At 69.9% G+C, this 16,065-nt stretch carries 15 protein-coding genes; 9 read left to right on the top strand and 6 right to left on the bottom strand.

Annotation, left to right across the window (positions count from 1 at the left end; all coding sequences use genetic code 11):
- The first annotated feature begins 3 nt into the window (after positions 1 to 3).
- Genes IEV96_RS09105 through IEV96_RS09095 form a run of 3 tightly spaced genes read left to right on the top strand, consistent with a single transcriptional unit; the run spans position 4 to position 1,834 of the window.
- Positions 4 to 1,116: an adenosine deaminase gene (locus IEV96_RS09105; RefSeq protein WP_188510307.1), complete on the top strand. Its 1,113-nt coding sequence runs from the start codon at positions 4 to 6 to the stop codon at positions 1,114 to 1,116.
- A gap of 2 nt (positions 1,117 to 1,118) precedes the next feature.
- Positions 1,119 to 1,568: a PTS sugar transporter subunit IIA gene (locus IEV96_RS09100; protein WP_188510306.1), complete on the top strand. Its 450-nt coding sequence runs from the start codon at positions 1,119 to 1,121 to the stop codon at positions 1,566 to 1,568.
- On the top strand, positions 1,565 to 1,834 hold the full coding sequence (locus IEV96_RS09095; protein WP_188510305.1) for a PTS sugar transporter subunit IIB: 270 nt from the start codon (positions 1,565 to 1,567) through the stop codon (positions 1,832 to 1,834). The genes IEV96_RS09100 and IEV96_RS09095 overlap by 4 nt, the downstream gene beginning before the upstream one ends.
- Here the strand turns inward: IEV96_RS09095 and IEV96_RS09090 are convergent.
- From IEV96_RS09090 to IEV96_RS09080, 3 genes are read right to left on the bottom strand one after another with little or no spacing between them, the layout of a single operon-like run.
- Positions 1,831 to 2,994, bottom strand: a complete 1,164-nt coding sequence (locus tag IEV96_RS09090) for a hypothetical protein (protein ID WP_229733178.1) — start codon at positions 2,992 to 2,994, stop codon at positions 1,831 to 1,833. The two genes, IEV96_RS09095 and IEV96_RS09090, sit on opposite strands and share 4 nt — an antisense overlap.
- A 2-nt stretch (positions 2,995 to 2,996) precedes the next feature.
- On the bottom strand, positions 2,997 to 4,682 hold the full coding sequence (locus IEV96_RS09085; RefSeq protein ID WP_188510303.1) for a phospho-sugar mutase: 1,686 nt from the start codon (positions 4,680 to 4,682) through the stop codon (positions 2,997 to 2,999).
- Complete coding sequence (locus tag IEV96_RS09080) at positions 4,679 to 5,503, bottom strand: purine-nucleoside phosphorylase (RefSeq protein ID WP_188510302.1); 825 nt, start codon at positions 5,501 to 5,503, stop codon at positions 4,679 to 4,681. Before IEV96_RS09080 ends, IEV96_RS09085 begins: the two co-directional genes overlap by 4 nt.
- A 101-nt stretch (positions 5,504 to 5,604) precedes the next feature.
- On the opposite strand from IEV96_RS09080, the gene IEV96_RS09075 reads away from it, so the two are divergent.
- Positions 5,605 to 7,041 (top strand): NAD(P)H-quinone dehydrogenase, encoded by a 1,437-nt coding sequence (locus IEV96_RS09075; protein ID WP_188510301.1) that lies wholly within the window; start codon positions 5,605 to 5,607, stop codon positions 7,039 to 7,041.
- Here the strand turns inward: IEV96_RS09075 and IEV96_RS09070 are convergent.
- Complete coding sequence (locus IEV96_RS09070) at positions 7,038 to 7,859, bottom strand: acyltransferase domain-containing protein (RefSeq protein ID WP_188510300.1); 822 nt, start codon at positions 7,857 to 7,859, stop codon at positions 7,038 to 7,040. The genes IEV96_RS09075 and IEV96_RS09070 overlap by 4 nt on opposite strands.
- Before the next feature lie 189 nt (positions 7,860 to 8,048).
- Between IEV96_RS09070 and IEV96_RS09065 the strand changes: the two genes are divergently transcribed.
- Positions 8,049 to 9,005, top strand: a complete 957-nt coding sequence (locus tag IEV96_RS09065; RefSeq protein ID WP_188510299.1) for a hypothetical protein — start codon at positions 8,049 to 8,051, stop codon at positions 9,003 to 9,005.
- Positions 9,006 to 9,092: 87 nt separating this feature from the next.
- On the opposite strand, the gene IEV96_RS09060 is transcribed toward IEV96_RS09065, so the two are convergent.
- Complete coding sequence (locus IEV96_RS09060) at positions 9,093 to 10,841, bottom strand: acetyl/propionyl/methylcrotonyl-CoA carboxylase subunit alpha (RefSeq protein WP_188510298.1); 1,749 nt, start codon at positions 10,839 to 10,841, stop codon at positions 9,093 to 9,095.
- Positions 10,842 to 10,921: 80 nt separating this feature from the next.
- Positions 10,922 to 11,554: a Maf family protein gene (locus IEV96_RS09055; protein ID WP_188510297.1), complete on the bottom strand. Its 633-nt coding sequence runs from the start codon at positions 11,552 to 11,554 to the stop codon at positions 10,922 to 10,924.
- A gap of 21 nt (positions 11,555 to 11,575) precedes the next feature.
- Here IEV96_RS09055 and IEV96_RS09050 point away from each other — a divergent pair, with 21 nt between their 5' ends.
- The 4 genes from IEV96_RS09050 to IEV96_RS09035 all read left to right on the top strand — a co-directional run bounded on the left by IEV96_RS09050 (position 11,576) and on the right by IEV96_RS09035 (position 15,925).
- On the top strand, positions 11,576 to 12,808 hold the full coding sequence (locus IEV96_RS09050; protein ID WP_188510296.1) for a class I SAM-dependent RNA methyltransferase: 1,233 nt from the start codon (positions 11,576 to 11,578) through the stop codon (positions 12,806 to 12,808).
- A gap of 114 nt (positions 12,809 to 12,922) precedes the next feature.
- Positions 12,923 to 13,627, top strand: a complete 705-nt coding sequence (locus IEV96_RS09045) for a response regulator (protein ID WP_188510295.1) — start codon at positions 12,923 to 12,925, stop codon at positions 13,625 to 13,627.
- Positions 13,617 to 14,894 carry a sensor histidine kinase gene (locus IEV96_RS09040; protein WP_188510294.1) on the top strand — a complete coding sequence of 426 codons (1,278 nt, stop codon included), beginning with the start codon at positions 13,617 to 13,619 and terminating at the stop codon, positions 14,892 to 14,894. The genes IEV96_RS09045 and IEV96_RS09040 overlap by 11 nt, the downstream gene beginning before the upstream one ends.
- Positions 14,891 to 15,925 carry a DUF8320 family protein gene (locus tag IEV96_RS09035; protein WP_229733176.1) on the top strand — a complete coding sequence of 345 codons (1,035 nt, stop codon included), beginning with the start codon at positions 14,891 to 14,893 and terminating at the stop codon, positions 15,923 to 15,925. Before IEV96_RS09040 ends, IEV96_RS09035 begins: the two co-directional genes overlap by 4 nt.
- Positions 15,926 to 16,065: the final 140 nt, after the last annotated feature.

The following is a 16,065-nucleotide window of genomic DNA, read 5'->3' as shown; positions in this document are numbered from 1 at the left end:
CCCATGAACTCCGCTGCCGAAACCTACATTCTCCCGGGTGGTGGCGCTTCGATCACGGCGCTGCCCAAGATCTCCCTCCACGACCACCTCGACGGCGGACTGCGCCCGCAGACGATCATCGATCTGGCCGAGGAAATCGGATTCGAGCTGCCGACGACGGATGCGACCGAGCTCGCGGCGTGGTTCGAGTCCCAGTCGAACAGCGGGTCGCTGGTCGAGTACCTCAAGACCTTCGACGTGACCATCGCCGTCATGCAGACGCGCGGCGGCCTGTTCCGCGTCGCCCGTGAGTTCGTGCATGATCTCGCCGCCGACGGCGTCATCTATGGCGAGGTGCGCTGGGCGCCCGAGCAGCACCTGACCGACGGGCTCAGCCTCGACGAGGTCGTCGAAGCCGTGCAGGAGGGGCTCGAGCAGGGCGTCGTCGACGCCGCCGAGTCGGGACACACCATCCGCGTCGGCCAGCTGGTCAGCGCCATGCGTCACGCCGACCGCGGTCTCGAGATCGCCCAGCTCGCCGTTCGCCAGCGCGACAACGGCGTGGTCGGTTTCGACATCGCCGGCGCCGAGGCCGGCTTCCCGGCCAGCAAGCTCGCCGACGCCTTCGATTACCTGGCCCAGAACTTCCTGCCCGTCACCGTGCACGCCGGCGAGGCCGACAGCCTCGACAGCATCAAGAGCGCCCTGTTCGACGGCCGCGCGCTGCGCATCGGCCACGGTGTGCGCATCGCGGAAGACATCAGCACGACGAGCGAAGACGACGAGGGTGTCTACGTCGAGCTCGGCCGGGTCGCCGAGTGGATCAAGGACCGCCAAATCGCGCTCGAACTGTCGCCGTCATCGAACCTGCAGACCAACGCGTGGGGCACCGAACTCGCCGACCACCCGTTCGACGTGCTCTACCAGCTCGGTTTCCGCGTAACGGTGAACGTCGACAACCGCCTGATGAGCAACACGAGCCTGTCGAAAGAGCTGTTCCTGCTCGCCGAGGAGTTCGGCTACACCCTCGACGACCTCGCCCAGTTCCAGCTGAACGCGGCCGCGGCATCCTTCCTCTCGCTCGACGACCGCGACGACCTGATCGAGCAGATCCTCACCGGCTTCGAGCAGGCCTAGCCATGCCGCTTCCCGCTGTGCCGGACGAGGCGGTCGAGATCCACGCATCGGCGCCCGACTGGCGCTCGGCCGTGCACCTCGCCGGCCTCGGTCTGGTGCGCTCGGGCGCGGCCACCCCCGATTATGCGAACGAGATGATCCGCATGATCGAGGAGCACGGCCCCTACGTCGTGATCGCCCCCGGGCTCGCTCTCGCGCACGCCCGGCCAGGACCCGAGGTCCTCGCCGACGGCCTCGCGATCGTGACGCTCGCCGAGCCCGTGAACTTCGGCCATCCGCACAACGACCCGGTGCGGGTGGTGCTCGCTCTCGCCATCAAGTCCGCGGATGCGCACCTCAAGACGGTCGCGAATCTCGCGAACGTCTTCAACGACTCGAACGCCATCCAGGCGCTCGCGGCGGCGACGAGCGTCGCCGAAGTGCAGGCGATCATGGCCGGGGGGTCAGAGTGAAAATCGTGGCGATCTGCGGAGCGGGAATCGGAAGCTCCGGAATTCTCAAGGTGAACGCCGAACGCGTGCTGAAAAAGTTGGACATCGAGGCGGATGTCACGGCGGTGCACCTGGATTCGCTCGAAATGGCGCGCGACGCCCAGGTCATCCTCACGTCTGCCGAGTTCGTCGACGCGATCGGCAAGACCTTCGCCGACGTGATCGTGATCGAGAACTTCTTCGACACCAACGAACTCGCGACCAAGCTGGAGGCGTCGCTGGGCTAGACCGGCTCCACCTCGGCGCCCGGCTTCCGCAGCAGGAAACGCGCGCCGCCGAAGGCGAGTAGTCCGCTCACGAGGGCGAGCACGATGCCCGCGGTGAGCGCTGCGAGCATGGCATAGGTCACGGTCGCCGCGACGGCGGCGACCACGCTCAGCGCGATCCGCTCGGCTGGCCGCCGTGCCTGCCACAGCGCCCAGGCGATACTCCCCGCCCAGAATCCGACGCCCGCACTGAGTACGAGGAGCAGCAGCACGTAGCCGTCGCCCTCGCTCGAGTAGGTGGCCACCATCGCGGAGACGACCACCACGACGACGGCGTTTGCCGCGGCACTACCGCGCAGGGCGGCGCGCTCGACCCGTGGCTGCCAGAACCCGATGACGAGGGAGAACGCCCAGAGCAGCGGGAGCACGGCGAGCTGCCCCACGGCGGATGCCAGGCCGAGACTGGTCGTCGCGGCATCCGTGCCCGTGTTGGCGATGCTCAGCGCGAAACCGCCGCACCAGACGACGAGGGTCACGGCGAGCGAGATGGCAGCGAGAAGGATGACCCGGTCGCGAAGCGGCTCGACCGCGACGGTCCGGGGTGTGGCCGGTGGCAGCCTGAAGACACCGGACAGGCGCGGCAATACCGCGTAGGCGAAGACCACCAGGGACAGGCCGATCACGGCCCCCGGGCCCAAGAGGGTCACCGCGACGAGCGGGGCCGCGACCACTCCCAGAGGGGCCGCGACGGCGACACTCGCGCGGAAGGACAGACGGCGGCGTAGCAGCAGGAACAGCACGAGGGCGATCGCGGCCGCAAAGCCCAGCACACTCACGAGAATGTAGGCCGACGTGAGGCTCGCGAACAGCCCTCTCGGTCGACCCGCCTCGGAATCGTCCACGCCGACCACGAACGAGTTGGCGGTGAGGGCGAGCGCGATCACGCCCACGGTGGCGCTCGCCTGGAGCGCGCGACGCACGCGGTGGGTCAGGGCGAGCGGCGCGGCGACCAGCCGCACTCCCACGACGATCGCGAGCACGGGAGCCAGGACGGCCCCCAGCAGAACCCGTACGATCTCGAGCGCTACGGGGGCTTCGCCGACGATCGCCAGCGAGACCAGCCAGGCCAGGCCGAGCGCCACAGAGGCGCCCGCGAGTTGCAGGTTCGTCAGCGCACGCACCACTACGCGAGCAGGTCGCGCATAGCGGCGTCGAGTTCGGCGACCACGGACGCGGCCCGGGTCCGGCGTTCTTCCGCCGTGCCATCCGTCGACGACGCGTCGATGTAGACCTTCAGCTTCGGTTCGGTGCCGCTCGGGCGCACGATGATGCGGGCGCCGCCCTCGAGCGCGAACCGCAGGATGTCGCCGGGTGGGAACGAGCCGAATCCGCCCGAGAAGTCGTCGATATGGTCGACCCGAAGCGACCCGACGGCGGCGGGCGGCTTGTCGCGCAGGCGGGCCATCAGTCGGGCGATGTCGCCCAGGTCGTCGACGCGCAGCGAGATCTGCGACGACGCGAAGGCACCGAACTTCTCGGCGAAGGCGAGCTCGTGGTCGGCGAGGGTGAGCCCGCGGTCGGCCAGCTCGGAGACGAGCGAGAGGAAGTCGACGGCGGCCGAGATGCCGTCCTTGTCGCGCACCTTCTGCGGGTCGACGAGGTAGCCGAGGGCCTCCTCGTAGCCGAAAGCGAGACCGCCGGCGCGGGAGATCCACTTGAAACCGGTGAGCGTCTCGACGTAGTCGAGGCGGTACTCGGTGGCGATGGCCTGGAGAGCGGGGGAGGAGACGAGGGATGACGCCAGGGTGCCGTCCACGTCGGAGCCCGCGAGCCGCTCGGCCGCACGCCACCCCAGCAGCGAGCCGACGTCGTTGCCGCTCAGCCGGCGCCAGCCGCCCGCGGCGTCGGGCACCGCGATCGCGAGGCGGTCGGCGTCGGGGTCGTTGGCGATCACGAGGTCGGCGCCCACCTCGGTGGCCGTGGCGAAGGCGAGGTCGAGCGCGCCCGGCTCCTCGGGGTTGGGGAAGTCGACCGTGGGGAAGGCGGCGTCCGGCTCGATCTGCGCCTGGACGACGGTGGGCTCGGCGAAGCCCGCGGCGGCGAACACCCGCCGCGCCACCTCCCAGCCCACGCCGTGCATCGCGGTGTACACGACCTTGACGGGGGCCTTCCCAGCGCTGCCGAGCGAGGTGGTGCGGCGCACGTACTCGTCGACGACGTCTTCCCCGGCGAGCTCGAAGTCGGTAGAGCGGGGCAGCTCGAGCACATTTCCCTCCGCGGCGACGCGGCCGATGTGCGCGGCGATCTCGGCGTCGGCGGGCGCGACGATCTGCGAGCCGTGGTCGAGGCCGCCCAGGTACACCTTGTAGCCGTTGTCGCGGGCCGGGTTGTGGCTCGCCGTGACCATCACACCGGCGCTCACGTCGAGGTGGCGGACGGCGAAGGCGAGCACGGGCGTGGGCAGGAGCCGCGGCAGCAGGATGGCCCGCACGCCGGCTCCGGCCATGAGTTCGGCCGTGTCGCGGGCGAAGACGGCGGAGTTGTGGCGCCCGTCGTAACCGACGACGACGCTCGGTGCGCCCGGACCGTCGTGCTTCTCGAGCAGGTAGGCTGCGAAACCGGCGGCGGCCTGCGCGACGAGCACCCGGTTCATGCGGTTCGAGCCGGCGCCGAGCTCGCCGCGAAGGCCGGCGGTGCCGAACTCGAGGCGGGCACCGAAGCGGCGGCCGAGCTCGACGGTGCCCTGAGTGTCGCCCGTCTCGGCGGCGAGAATCAGTGTCGCCAGTTCGGCGCGGGTCGTTTCATCCGGGTCCTGATCATGCCAGGCGCGGGCCTGGGCGATCAGCTCCGGTGCCTCGCGGAGCGTCACAGCGCGCCCACGATCCGGGCGAGCAGCGCGCTGATGACGGGCTCCGCCTCGGCGCCCGCCTCGAGCACCTCGGCGTGGCTGAGGGGCGTCGGCGAGATGCCGGCCGCGAGGTTGGTGATGAGCGACATGCCGAGGATCTCCATGCCGGCCTGGCGCGCGGCGATGGCCTCGAGCGCGGTCGACATGCCGACGATGTGGCCGCCGATCGCCTTCGCCATCTGCACTTCGGCGGGCGTCTCGTAGTGCGGTCCGCGGAACTGCGTGTACACGCCCTCGTCGAGCCCGGGGTCGATCTCCTTCGCGATCGCGCGCAGGCGGGCGCTGTAGAGGTCGGTGAGGTCGATGAAGGTGGCACCCTCGAGCGGGGAGTCGGCGGTGAGGTTGATGTGGTCGCTGATCAGGACGGGGGTGCCGGGCTTCCACGATTCGCGGATGCCGCCGGCCCCGTTCGTGAGGATCATGGTCGTCGCGCCCGTGGCGGCCGCGGTGCGCACCGAATGCACGACGCGGCGCACGCCGTGTCCCTCGTAGTAGTGCGTGCGGGCGCCGATCACGAGGGCGCGCTTACCGCTCGGCAGCAGCACGGAACGCAGGGTGCCCGAGTGGCCGACCAGCGCGGGCTTCGAGAAGCCGGTGATCTCGTCGGCGGGAATCGTGGCGGTGGTCTCGCCGATCAGGTCGGCGGCGCTGCCCCAGCCGCTGCCGAGGGTGAGCGCGATGTCGTGTTTCTCGACACCCGTCTTCTCGGCGATTTCCGCGGCCGCAGTGGCGGCGACGGCGAACGGGTCGGTGGCTGGGTCATCCAGGGGGTGGTTCGACATGAGTCCCACTCTATTGCGGGCGCCGCGGCATCCGTGTGTTCACGAACTGGGGGTGTTCGCGAGTTTGGGCGCTGGCACCCGGCCGGGGGAGAATTGCAGGCATGGCCTACGAATTCGAACGCAAGCAGCGCATCGCGGTACTCGGCGGAGGGCCTGGCGGTTACGAAGCGGCTCTCGCGGGCGCGCAGCTCGGAGCGGACGTCACCCTGATCGAGCGCACCGGTGTCGGCGGGTCGGCCGTGCTCACCGACGTCGTGCCGTCGAAGACGCTCATCGCGACGGCCGAGGCCACCAATGCGATCGGCGAGGCGGCCGACCTCGGCGTGCAGTTCTTCACCCGCGGCGAGAGCGGACGCCCGGTGCGTCCCGAGGTCGCCGTGAACCTCGCCGCCGTCAACGCCCGCCTGCTGCGCCTTGCGCGCCAGCAGAGCGAAGACATGAAGAGCCAGCTGATCAAGGCCGGCGTCACCGTCATCCAGGGCGAGGGACGCCTCGACGGCCCCCAGCGCGTCATCGTCTCCAACGGCCGCGGCAAGAGCCGCACCGACTTCGACGAGATCGAGGCCGACACGCTCGTCGTCTCGGTGGGCGCCTCGCCCCGCCTGCTCGAGAGCGCGATGCCCGACGGCAAGCGCATCTTCACCTGGACGCAGGTCTACTCGCTCGACGAGATCCCCGAGCACCTCATCGTCGTCGGTTCCGGCGTCACCGGTGCCGAGTTCGCCTCCGCCTACCGCGCGCTCGGCTCGAAGGTCACGCTCATCTCGAGCCGCGACCAGGTGCTGCCCGGGGAGGACGCCGACGCCGCCCGCGTGATCGAAGACGTCTTCACCCGCAACGGCATGACCGTGCTGTCGAAGAGCCGTGCCGACTCGGTGGTCGCCACCGCCACCGGCGTCGTCGCCACCCTCTCCGACGGACGTGTCGTCGAGGGCAGCCACTGCCTGATGGCGGTCGGCTCGATCCCGAACACGGCGGGCCTCGGCCTGTCCGAGGCGGGCGTGCAGCTCACCGAGACCGGCCACATCCGCGTGAACCGGGTGGCACGCACGAGCGTGCCCTCCATCTACGCGGCCGGGGACTGCAGCAACTCCCTGCCGCTCGCATCCGTCGCCTCGATGCAGGGCCGCACCGCGGTCTTCCACTCGATGGGCGACGCGGTCAACCCGACCGAGCTGCGCAACGTGGCGTCGAACATCTTCACCCAGCCAGAGATCGCCACGGTCGGCTGGACCCAGAAGCAGATCGAAGACGGCATCGCCCAGGGCGAGATCTACAAGCTGCCGCTCGCCTCGAACCCGCGCGCCAAGATGATGGGCATCAAGGACGGCTTCGTGAAGCTGTTCGCGCGCACCGGCTCCGGCACGGTGATCGGCGGCGTGATCGTCGCGCCGCACGCCTCAGAGCTCATCGCGTCGCTCTCGCTCGCCGTGGAGCACCGCCTCACGGTCGACCAACTGGCGGCCGCGTTCTCGGTCTACCCTTCGCTCACGGGCAGCATCACGGATGCCGCTCGAGCAATGCACATCGTCAACTAGCGCAGCACGCCGGTGCGCTCGCGCCAGTGCCGGCCCGAGGCGAGGTGCTCGAGCAGGGCGCGCTCGAGCGTGGAACGCGGCTCGACCGCGGACAGCTCGGCCAGCGGGCGCCGGAAGATGAACTTCGCCACCGCGTGGTCGCCGTGGGTCGTGCCGTCCAGGCCCTCGAGGCGTGCGGGCGCATCCGAGGTCTCGGAGTCGACGAGGGTGAAGCGCCTTTGGAAATTCAGGATGTTGCTTTCCGCCGGTAGGTACGCCGCGAGCTGGTCGTCGAGCAGCCAGGAGGAGCAGACGAAGGCGCGGGTAGTCGAGTCGCCGCGGGCGCCGAAGAACGCGAGCGCGCGGGCGAACGAGGCGTCGCACGCGGCGGGGTCGAGCGGCCCGGACTCGGGGATGTGCGTGTTGAACGCGCGGCCCGCGGGCGAGGGAGCGGCCGGCTCGAACTGCAGGCGGCCGATCGTGAAGACACCGCAGGTCACGACCTTGGCGAGCCAGTCGACGCCGGTCGCCGCGACACCGTAGTCGCGCAGCTTCGGGGTGAGGTCGGCGAGCGAGTCGCGCGCGATGCCGTCGTCGATGCGCTGAGCGGTGAACCAGGCGCGGGCGGCCGGAACGGTGCCGAGCAGGGCGAGCAGCTGGAAGCGCTCGTCGTCGATCGGCCACGGCACGTCGCGTCCGGTGCCGACAGCGGCCTCGAGCGCCGCGACCTGGGCGGCTACGAGCGGCTCGGTCTCGGGCGTGAGATAGCCGAGGGCGTCGGTGACGAGGGCGGCGGGCAGGCCGAGGTCGCCGGCGACGCTGAGGACGGTGTCACGCACGGTCCGAGTGTAGCGAGGGCGCTCGCGGCGCCGGGTGCTGCCGTTTGGTGCGGGCGCGGGCGTTCGAACAGGCGCCCCCGCGCCGAACTGGCGCACGCGGCATCCCTCCACCGCGCGAGGTTCTCACCCACCGTGCACCGGAGGGCGACACCCACACTGCGAGTGGGACCAAACCGGCACGATCGGAGGATGGCAGCAATCGACGACTGGCGCGACGACTTCGTTATCGAGAGAGACCAGCGTGCTGGCGGCATGTGGGGCGAGCTGCTGCGCAAGGTGCGAGCGGGGACCCTCGTTCGAGTAGCGCGCGGTGTCTACCACCCGCCGGTGCCCCCGGACGTGCGGCCCGCCAAAGCCCGTGACCTCCGATACCTGTACCGCGTGCAGGGCGCCCAGCTCGCAGCGAACGACCCGTTGATCTTCGCGTTCCACTCAGCCGCCGCTATCTGGGGACTGCCGGCCATCGGCGAGTGGCCGCCGAAGGTGCACGTCATATGCGAGCGGGCGCAGGGCGGCAGGTCGACGGCGGGTCTCCAGAGGCACACGATCGGGCCGGTCACGGCGGTGGATCTGCACGGCCTGCGCGTGACTTCCATCGCGCGCACGGTTGTCGACATTGCTCGCTCGAACGGCCTGCGCGAGGCGGTGACCATGGCAGACGCCGCGCTGCACGGCCTCCGTTCTCACGACGGCCGTGTCATCCGGGCCCCGATTGCAAAATCCGAACTGCTTGCCGAACTGGAGCACGCGGGGTCCGGCGCAGGCGTCGTGAAGGCGAGGGTCGCGATCGAGATGGCCGACGGCGCAGCGGAGTCGCCAGGCGAGTCGGTCAGCCGAGTGGGATTCCACGACCTGGGTTTGCCGAAACCACGGCTGCAAGTGAGCTTCAGCGACCGCTTCGGCAAGATCGGAACCGTGGACTTCTGGTGGCCCGAGTTCGCTCTCATCGGGGAGTTCGACGGCGAGATCAAGTACCAGGATCCGGTGTTCCTAGCGGGTCGCACTCCGCAGGAGGCGCTTCACGACGAGAAGCGTCGCGAAGACCGGCTTCGGGCACTCGGGCACAACGTGACGCGGTGGGGCTGGAGTACCGCGACCACGCTGCCCAGGCTTCGAGATCACATGCGGGACGCGGGCCTGCGGTGAGCCGCGCGTGCGGCCGTCTGGCCCGGCTGCCGGCGCTCGAACGGGCGCACCCGTGCCAGTCGGCAGCGTGGCGCGCCCCGGGCGCAGCTAGCCGATCGAGAGCAGCACGTGCCCCGACGAGACAGTGCTGCCGACGGCGGCGTTGATGTCGGAGACGGTGCCGTCCTTGTGCGCGGTGATCGGCTGCTCCATCTTCATCGCCTCGAGCACCAGGATCAGGTCGCCCTTGACGACGACATCGCCGTCGGCGACCGCGAGCTTGACGATCGTGGCCTGCATGGGGGCCTTCACGCTGTTTCCGGTGGCGCTGGAGACCGCGCCGCTACCGCGCCGCTTCGGGGCCGCGGCGGCCGCGACACCTCCGGTGGAGGGGAGGAGCTTCGACGGCAGCGAGACCTCGATGCGCTTGCCGTCGACCTCGACGACCACGCTGTGGCGCGCGGACGCGGCGGCGGAGTCCTGCAGCGACCCGCTCCACGGCTCGATGTCGTTGTCGAAGTCGGTCTCGATCCATCGCGTGTAGATCGAGAACGGGTTCGACGTGAAGGCGGGGTCGCGCACGATCTTGCGGTGGAAGGGGAGCACGGTGGGCAGGCCCGCGACCTCGAACTCGTCGAGGGCGCGGCGCGAACGCTCGAGGGCGTCCTCGCGGGTCGAGCCCGTGACGATGAGCTTGGCGAGCAGCGAGTCGAACGCGCCGCTGATCACATCGCCGGTGGTCACGCCGGAGTCGACGCGAACGCCGGGTCCGCCGGGGAAGCGCAGCACGTTCACGGGGCCGGGCGAGGGCATGAAGTTGAGTCCGGGGTCTTCACCGTTGATGCGGAACTCGAACGAGTGGCCCTGCGGGATCGGGTCGTCGTAGTCGAGCACGCCGCCCTCAGCGATGCGGAACTGCTCGCGCACGAGGTCGATGCCGGTCACCTCTTCGGACACCGGGTGCTCGACCTGGAGGCGCGTGTTGACCTCGAGGAACGAGATGGTGCCGTCTTTCGCGACGAGGAACTCGCAGGTTCCGGCGCCGACGTAGCCGACCTCTTTCAGGATCGCTTTCGACGAGGAGTACAGCTCGGCGTTCTGCGCCACGGTGAGGAACGGCGCGGGCGCCTCCTCCACGAGCTTCTGGTGGCGTCGCTGCAGCGAGCAGTCGCGGGTCGAGATCACGACGACGTTGCCGTGCGCGTCGGCGAGGCACTGCGTCTCGACGTGGCGCGGCTGGTCGAGGTACTTCTCGACGAAGCACTCGCCGCGGCCGAATGCCGCGATGGCCTCGCGGGTGGCCGAGTCGAACAGCTCGGGGATCTCTTCGCGCGTGCGGGCGACCTTGAGGCCGCGGCCGCCACCGCCGAACGCCGCCTTGATCGCGACCGGCAGGCCGTGGATGTCGACGAAGTCGAGCACCTCCTGGGCGCCGGACACGGGGTTGAGCGTGCCGGGTGCGAGCGGTGCGCCCACCTTTTCGGCGATGTGGCGCGCGGAGACCTTGTCGCCGAGCTTCTCGATCGCGTCGGGGGAGGGACCGATCCAGATGATGCCGGCGTCGATCACGGCGCGCGCGAAGTCGGCGTTCTCGGCGAGGAAGCCGTAGCCGGGGTGGATGGCGTCGGCGCCCGAGCGGCGGGCCACCGAGAGGATCTTCTCGATCACGAGGTAGGTGTCGGCCGAGGTCGCGCCGTCGAGCGCGTACGCCTCGTCGGCGAGCTTGACGTGCCGCGCGTCCCTGTCCTGGTCGGCGTACACCGCCACCGAGGTGATGCCGCTGTCTTTAGCGGCGCGGATAACGCGTACTGCGATCTCTCCGCGGTTAGCGATGAGGACCTTGGAGATGCGAGCCATAGTCCCCTAGCTTATGGGGCCGCGAGGGCTGCCAATTTGGTCGCTGCCTACAAGAAAGGCGGATGCCACCCTCAGGAGCCCTACAACCCGCGGTTCCTCAGGGTGTGCCAGCGCACTCCGAATCCGAGAAGAAGTTCGCGGAGCAGGGCGACCGAGAGCCCCACGACGGCGTGCGGGTCGCCCCGCACCTCGCTGATGAACGGGGCGCCGAGGCTGTCTATGGTGAACGCGCCGGCCACCTGCAGCGGCTCGCCCGTCGCCACGTAGGCGTCGATCTCGTCCTCGCTGATGTCGGCGGCGAAACGCACGCTCGAGGTGGAGACCCCGCCGGTCGCACCGGCGGCGACCCCGGCGCGGTGGTCGATGAGCCAGTGGCCGGAGTGCAGCTCGCCCTCACGGCCGCGCTGCAGCAACCAGCGTTCGCGGGCGACGGCCGGCTCGTGCGGTTTGCCGTAGACGACACCGTCGAGCTCGAAGGCCGAGTCGCCGCCGAGGATAAAACCGTCGATGGGTGCGCCGTCGACCGTCCGGCCCACGACCGCCTCGGCCTTGAGCCGCGCCAGCAACAGCACCATCTCGGGGGCGGTAAGGGGCCCGGCCGCCGCCACCGCGGCATCCTCGTCGACATTCGATGCCAACAGAACAGGCTCGACCCCCACCGCGCGCAGCGTCGCGAGCCTGGCCGGTGACGTCGACGCGAGGTACAGGCGCACGCTGACTCCTAAACTCGGTAGATGGCTGAATCGAAAGAACTAGAGCTCGACGTTACCAACATCGCGCACGGCGGAATCTCCGTCGCCCGCCACGACGGCCGGGTGATCTTCGTCAGCGACGCCATTCCCGGTGAGCGCGTGCTCGCCCGCATCACCGAGGACTCGAAGAAGTCGTTCTGGCGCGCCGAGACCGTGAAGGTCATCGAGCCCAGCGAACACCGCCAGATGCACGTCTGGTCGTCGGCGAGTGTGGCCCGCGCCCCCGAGAACCGCGCGGGCGGCGCCGAGTTCGGCCACATCGAGCTCTCCCACCAGCGCGAGCTCAAGCGCCAGGTCGTCGTCGACTCGCTGCAGCGCTTCGCCAAGCTCGACTCGCCCATCGCCGACGACGTCATCGTCGAGGCGCTCCCCGGCGCCGACGACGGCACGGGGTGGCGCACCCGGGTTCGCCTGCACGTCGATGCATCCGGCCGCCCCGGTCCCTACGCTGCCCGCTCGCACAAGGTCATCGCGGTCACCGAACTGCCGCTCGCCACGGAGCTCGTGCAGGAGGCGGCACCCCTCGACGCCAAATTCGTCGGCGAAGAGCACGTCGACATCGTGCAGGCCGCGACAGGGGGCGCCCGCCTCATCGTCGGCGACCAGAAGCCGTCGACCATCACCGAGGTCGTCGGCGACCGCGAGTTCCGCCTCGCCGACACCGGATTCTGGCAGGTGCACACCCACGCCGCCCAGACCCTCACCACGGCCGTGCAGGAGGCCATCGCCCCCGCGCTCTTCGACACCAAGGCCCACAACCTCGACCTCTACGGCGGAGTCGGCCTGCTCGCCGCCGCGGTGGCCGACAGGTTCGGTTCCGGCACCAAGATCACGAGCGTCGAGAGCGACGCCACGGCCACCGGGTTCGCCTCACGCAACCTCGCGGAATGGATAGGGGCGGATGCTGCGACGGGACGGGTAGAGCGCTGGATCGCGCAACTCGCCGCCACCGCCAACGCGCACGACCGCGCGCGCCTGCGTGCCGCGACGATCGTGCTCGACCCGCCCCGTTCCGGCGCGGGCAAGCAGGTCGTGCAGGCCATCGGTGGGCTGCAGCCGGCCCAGATCGTCTACGTGGCGTGCGACCCCGTGGCGCTCGCCCGCGACATCGGCCTGTTCGCCGAGCGCGGCTACGACCTCACCGCGCTGCGCGCGTTCGACCTGTTCCCGCACACCCACCACGTGGAGGCGGTGGCGACGCTCACCCGTCGCTGACGCACTATCTGGTCGGGTCGGCTGTGTCGGCGCACACCAGCGATTGCGACCGTGAGACTATTGCTGTGGCAACCCGAGTCCAGGCGGTTGTCACTAGCAGCAGACAGGATCGACATGGAGCAGCCCACGGCTACCTCAGCGGGTGAGTTGGGGGCGGTTGCCGCCGTGCGCGTCGCCGTCGTCGACGACCACGAATCGGTCCGACTCGGGCTCAAGGCCGCCTTCATCGACGAGGGCTACCAGTTTCTGATCGCCGCGGCCAATGTCAACGAGCTCGTCGACGGTCTCGCCGGCCGTGAGTGCGACGTCGTCGTTCTCGACCTCTCGCTCGGCGACGGCTCGTCGGTCACCGAGAACGTCAAGCGGGTGCAGGCGCTGGGCTCCGCCGTGCTCGTGCACAGCATCGCCGACCGCGTCGCCTACGTGCGCGAGGCGCTCGCCGCGGGCGCCGCGGGCGTCATTCCCAAATCTTCGGCCACCCGCACCGTCATCGCCGCCGCCGCGAGCGTGGCGCGCGGCGAGGTGCTCAACAACCTCGAGTGGGCGACCGCGATCGATGCCGACGGCGACTTCGCCCGCGCCGAGCTCGGACGCCGCGAGCGGGAGATCCTGCACCTGTACGCCTCGGGCCTGCCTCTCAAGCTCGCGGCCCAGCAGCTGGGCATCAGCTATTCCACCGCGCGGGAGTACCTCGACCGCATCCGAGTCAAGTACGTCGAAGTAGGCCGGCCCGCGCCGACCAAGGTCGACCTTCTGCGCAGGGCCGTCGAAGACGGCATCCTGCCCGGGCTCGACTCGGACGGCGGAGATGGCCACTAAGCCACCCCCGATCGGCGCGGTGCCCACGGGCAAGCGCAGCCCGATCAGCCGTCTTCAGATAGAGGGGCTGGCATCCCGCCTCACCGCGGTGTTCGGCATCGTCTTCGGGCTGCAGACACTGCCGGTGCTGCTGTCGCAGATCGGCGCCTCCGAGCCGATCTGGGCGTGGATCGTTGTGCCGGCCCTCTACGGCAGCATCGTCGTCGCGTTCATCGCCGCGATGGCCCAGCGCTGGGTCGTCGGCACCAACATCGTCGTGGCGTCGGTGTACCTGCTCGTGCTCGCGACCTGGCCCCTGACGATCGTCGCGCCGAGCGACAGCCAGCTCGACCGCTACTGGCTGTACTTCCTCGTCACCTACGCGACGGCGGCGGCGACGGTCGGATTCAGCCTGCCGATCGCCACCTGCTACCTCTTCGCGGCGCCCATCATCTACGGCTTCATCCGTGTGACTCCGCAGGGTGGCAATGCATCGCTGCTCGAGTCGATCCTCGAGGTCGTCTACTCGATCCTCATCGGCGGCGCCGTGGTGCTCATCATCACGCTCTTGCGTCAGGCCGCTGCGGCCGTCGACGTCGCCCAGTCGGCCGCTCTCGACAGGTACACGCGCGCCGTACACGCCCACGCCACCGAGATCGAGCGGGTGCAGGTCGACTCGATCGTGCACGACAGCGTGCTGACCACCCTGCTCTCGGCTGCCCGTGCCTACTCGCCCGAGGCCAAGCGCATCGCGGCGACGATGGCGTCGAACGCGATCGGTCACCTGCGCGAAGCCGCGCTGGTGAGCCCCGACGACGGCGGGACCGTGCTGCTGTCGGCCGTGTCCCGGCGCATCTCGGAGGCCGCGTCGAGCATGAGCGCCCCGTTCGAGCTGCGCACGCGCGACCTGGCCGCCCAGGGGATGCCGTTGCAGGCGGCGGAGGCGGTCTACTCGGCGGCAGTGCAGGCGATGGTCAACAGTCTCCAGCACGCGGGCCAGGATCCGCGGGTGAGCCGCTGGGTCACGATCCGCGGCGCGGTGCCCGCGGGCATCGAGGTCGAGGTGGGCGACACGGGTGCGGGGTTCTCGTTCGTCGACCTGCCCGCCGAGCGCATGGGCCTGCGCGTGTCGATCGTCGAACGCGTCACCAACGCCGGTGGGCTCGTCGAGATCGACTCCGCGGTCGACGAGGGCACCGTGATAGCGATCCGCTGGCCGCGCCCGGAGACGCCGGGCGGCTTGGGCCGCCACGCGCGTACCTCCGCCGGGACCGGGGGCCTCGCATGATCATCGGTATCCCCCGCTTCATCATCGTCGGTATAGGCGCCTCGTTCTCGGTGTACCACGTCATCCTCGGCGTGCTCACGATCGGCATCCCCGCTTCCCCCGCTCCGGTCATCGCGGCCATGGCGCTCTATCTCGGCGCGACCGTGCTGAGCCTGCTGCGCTTCGGGCCGCCGCGGATGCCGATCTGGATGGCCGCCTTCAACGTGGCCGTCGTCGTCGCCGTGCCGCTGCTCGTGACGAGCGAACTCGACCCGAACCGCGAGGGTGGCAACGGCTACGCCACCTGGTACATCGCCGCGGTCGGAACCCTCATGGCGATCACGTCTACCCGCCGTCGCCACCTTTTCGCCTGGGTCGGCATCGCCTTCCTCGTGTTGCAGTCGATCGTCTGGGGCGGCCCGGCCACCCTCGTCGCGCTCGGTGTCGTCGGGAGCGTCTCGTGGGTCGTGATCTCGCACGTGCTCAGCCACTCCATCGCCAAGGCGACGAAGGACGCCCGCCGGTTCGCATACGCCGAGCGTGAAGCCGCCGACTGGCAGGCCGCCCAGGAGGCGCACGTGTTCGAGCGCCAGTTCCGGCTCGGTCAGACCAGTTCGAGCGCGTTGCCGATGTTGCGCCAGATCGAGGCCGAGGCGGGCGACCTCAGCGAGGCCGAGCGGCAGGAGTGCCTCTACCTCGAGGGCGCCATCCGCGACGAGATCCGCGGCCGCAACCTGCTGAACAACGCGGTGCGCGAACAGGTGATGCTCGCCAGGCGTCGCGGCGCGATCGTGACGCTGCTCGACGAGGGCGGCATGGACACGGTCGTCGAGCCCGCCCGCGGCCGGGTGCTCAACCAGCTGGCCGAGGCGATGCGCGGCAGTACGGCGGACAAGATCATCGTGCGCACGGCCAACGAGGGCAGTGACACAGCCATCACCGTCGTCGGCCTGCGCAGCACGGGTGCCGAGGGCGCCGATGCGCTGGGCGACGAGCTGAACGACGATGAAGACGACGAAGTGGACCTCTGGCTGGAGATCCCGCGCGCGTAGGTCAGGGAACAAGCCGTGCTGTGCTCATTTGACTACTTCGTCGTTTAAATGACAACAGGGCCGGAGATGAAACTCCGACCCTGTGTCAAAATCCGAGTCAGGGTGCTAACCCGAATAGCACCCTGACTCGCCTCCATGAG

Source organism: Conyzicola nivalis (assembly GCF_014639655.1).
GTDB lineage: Bacteria > Actinomycetota > Actinomycetes > Actinomycetales > Microbacteriaceae > Conyzicola > Conyzicola nivalis.
The sequence above is the reverse complement of the archived record's forward strand: the minus strand, read 5'-3'. Positions and strand labels throughout refer to the sequence as shown.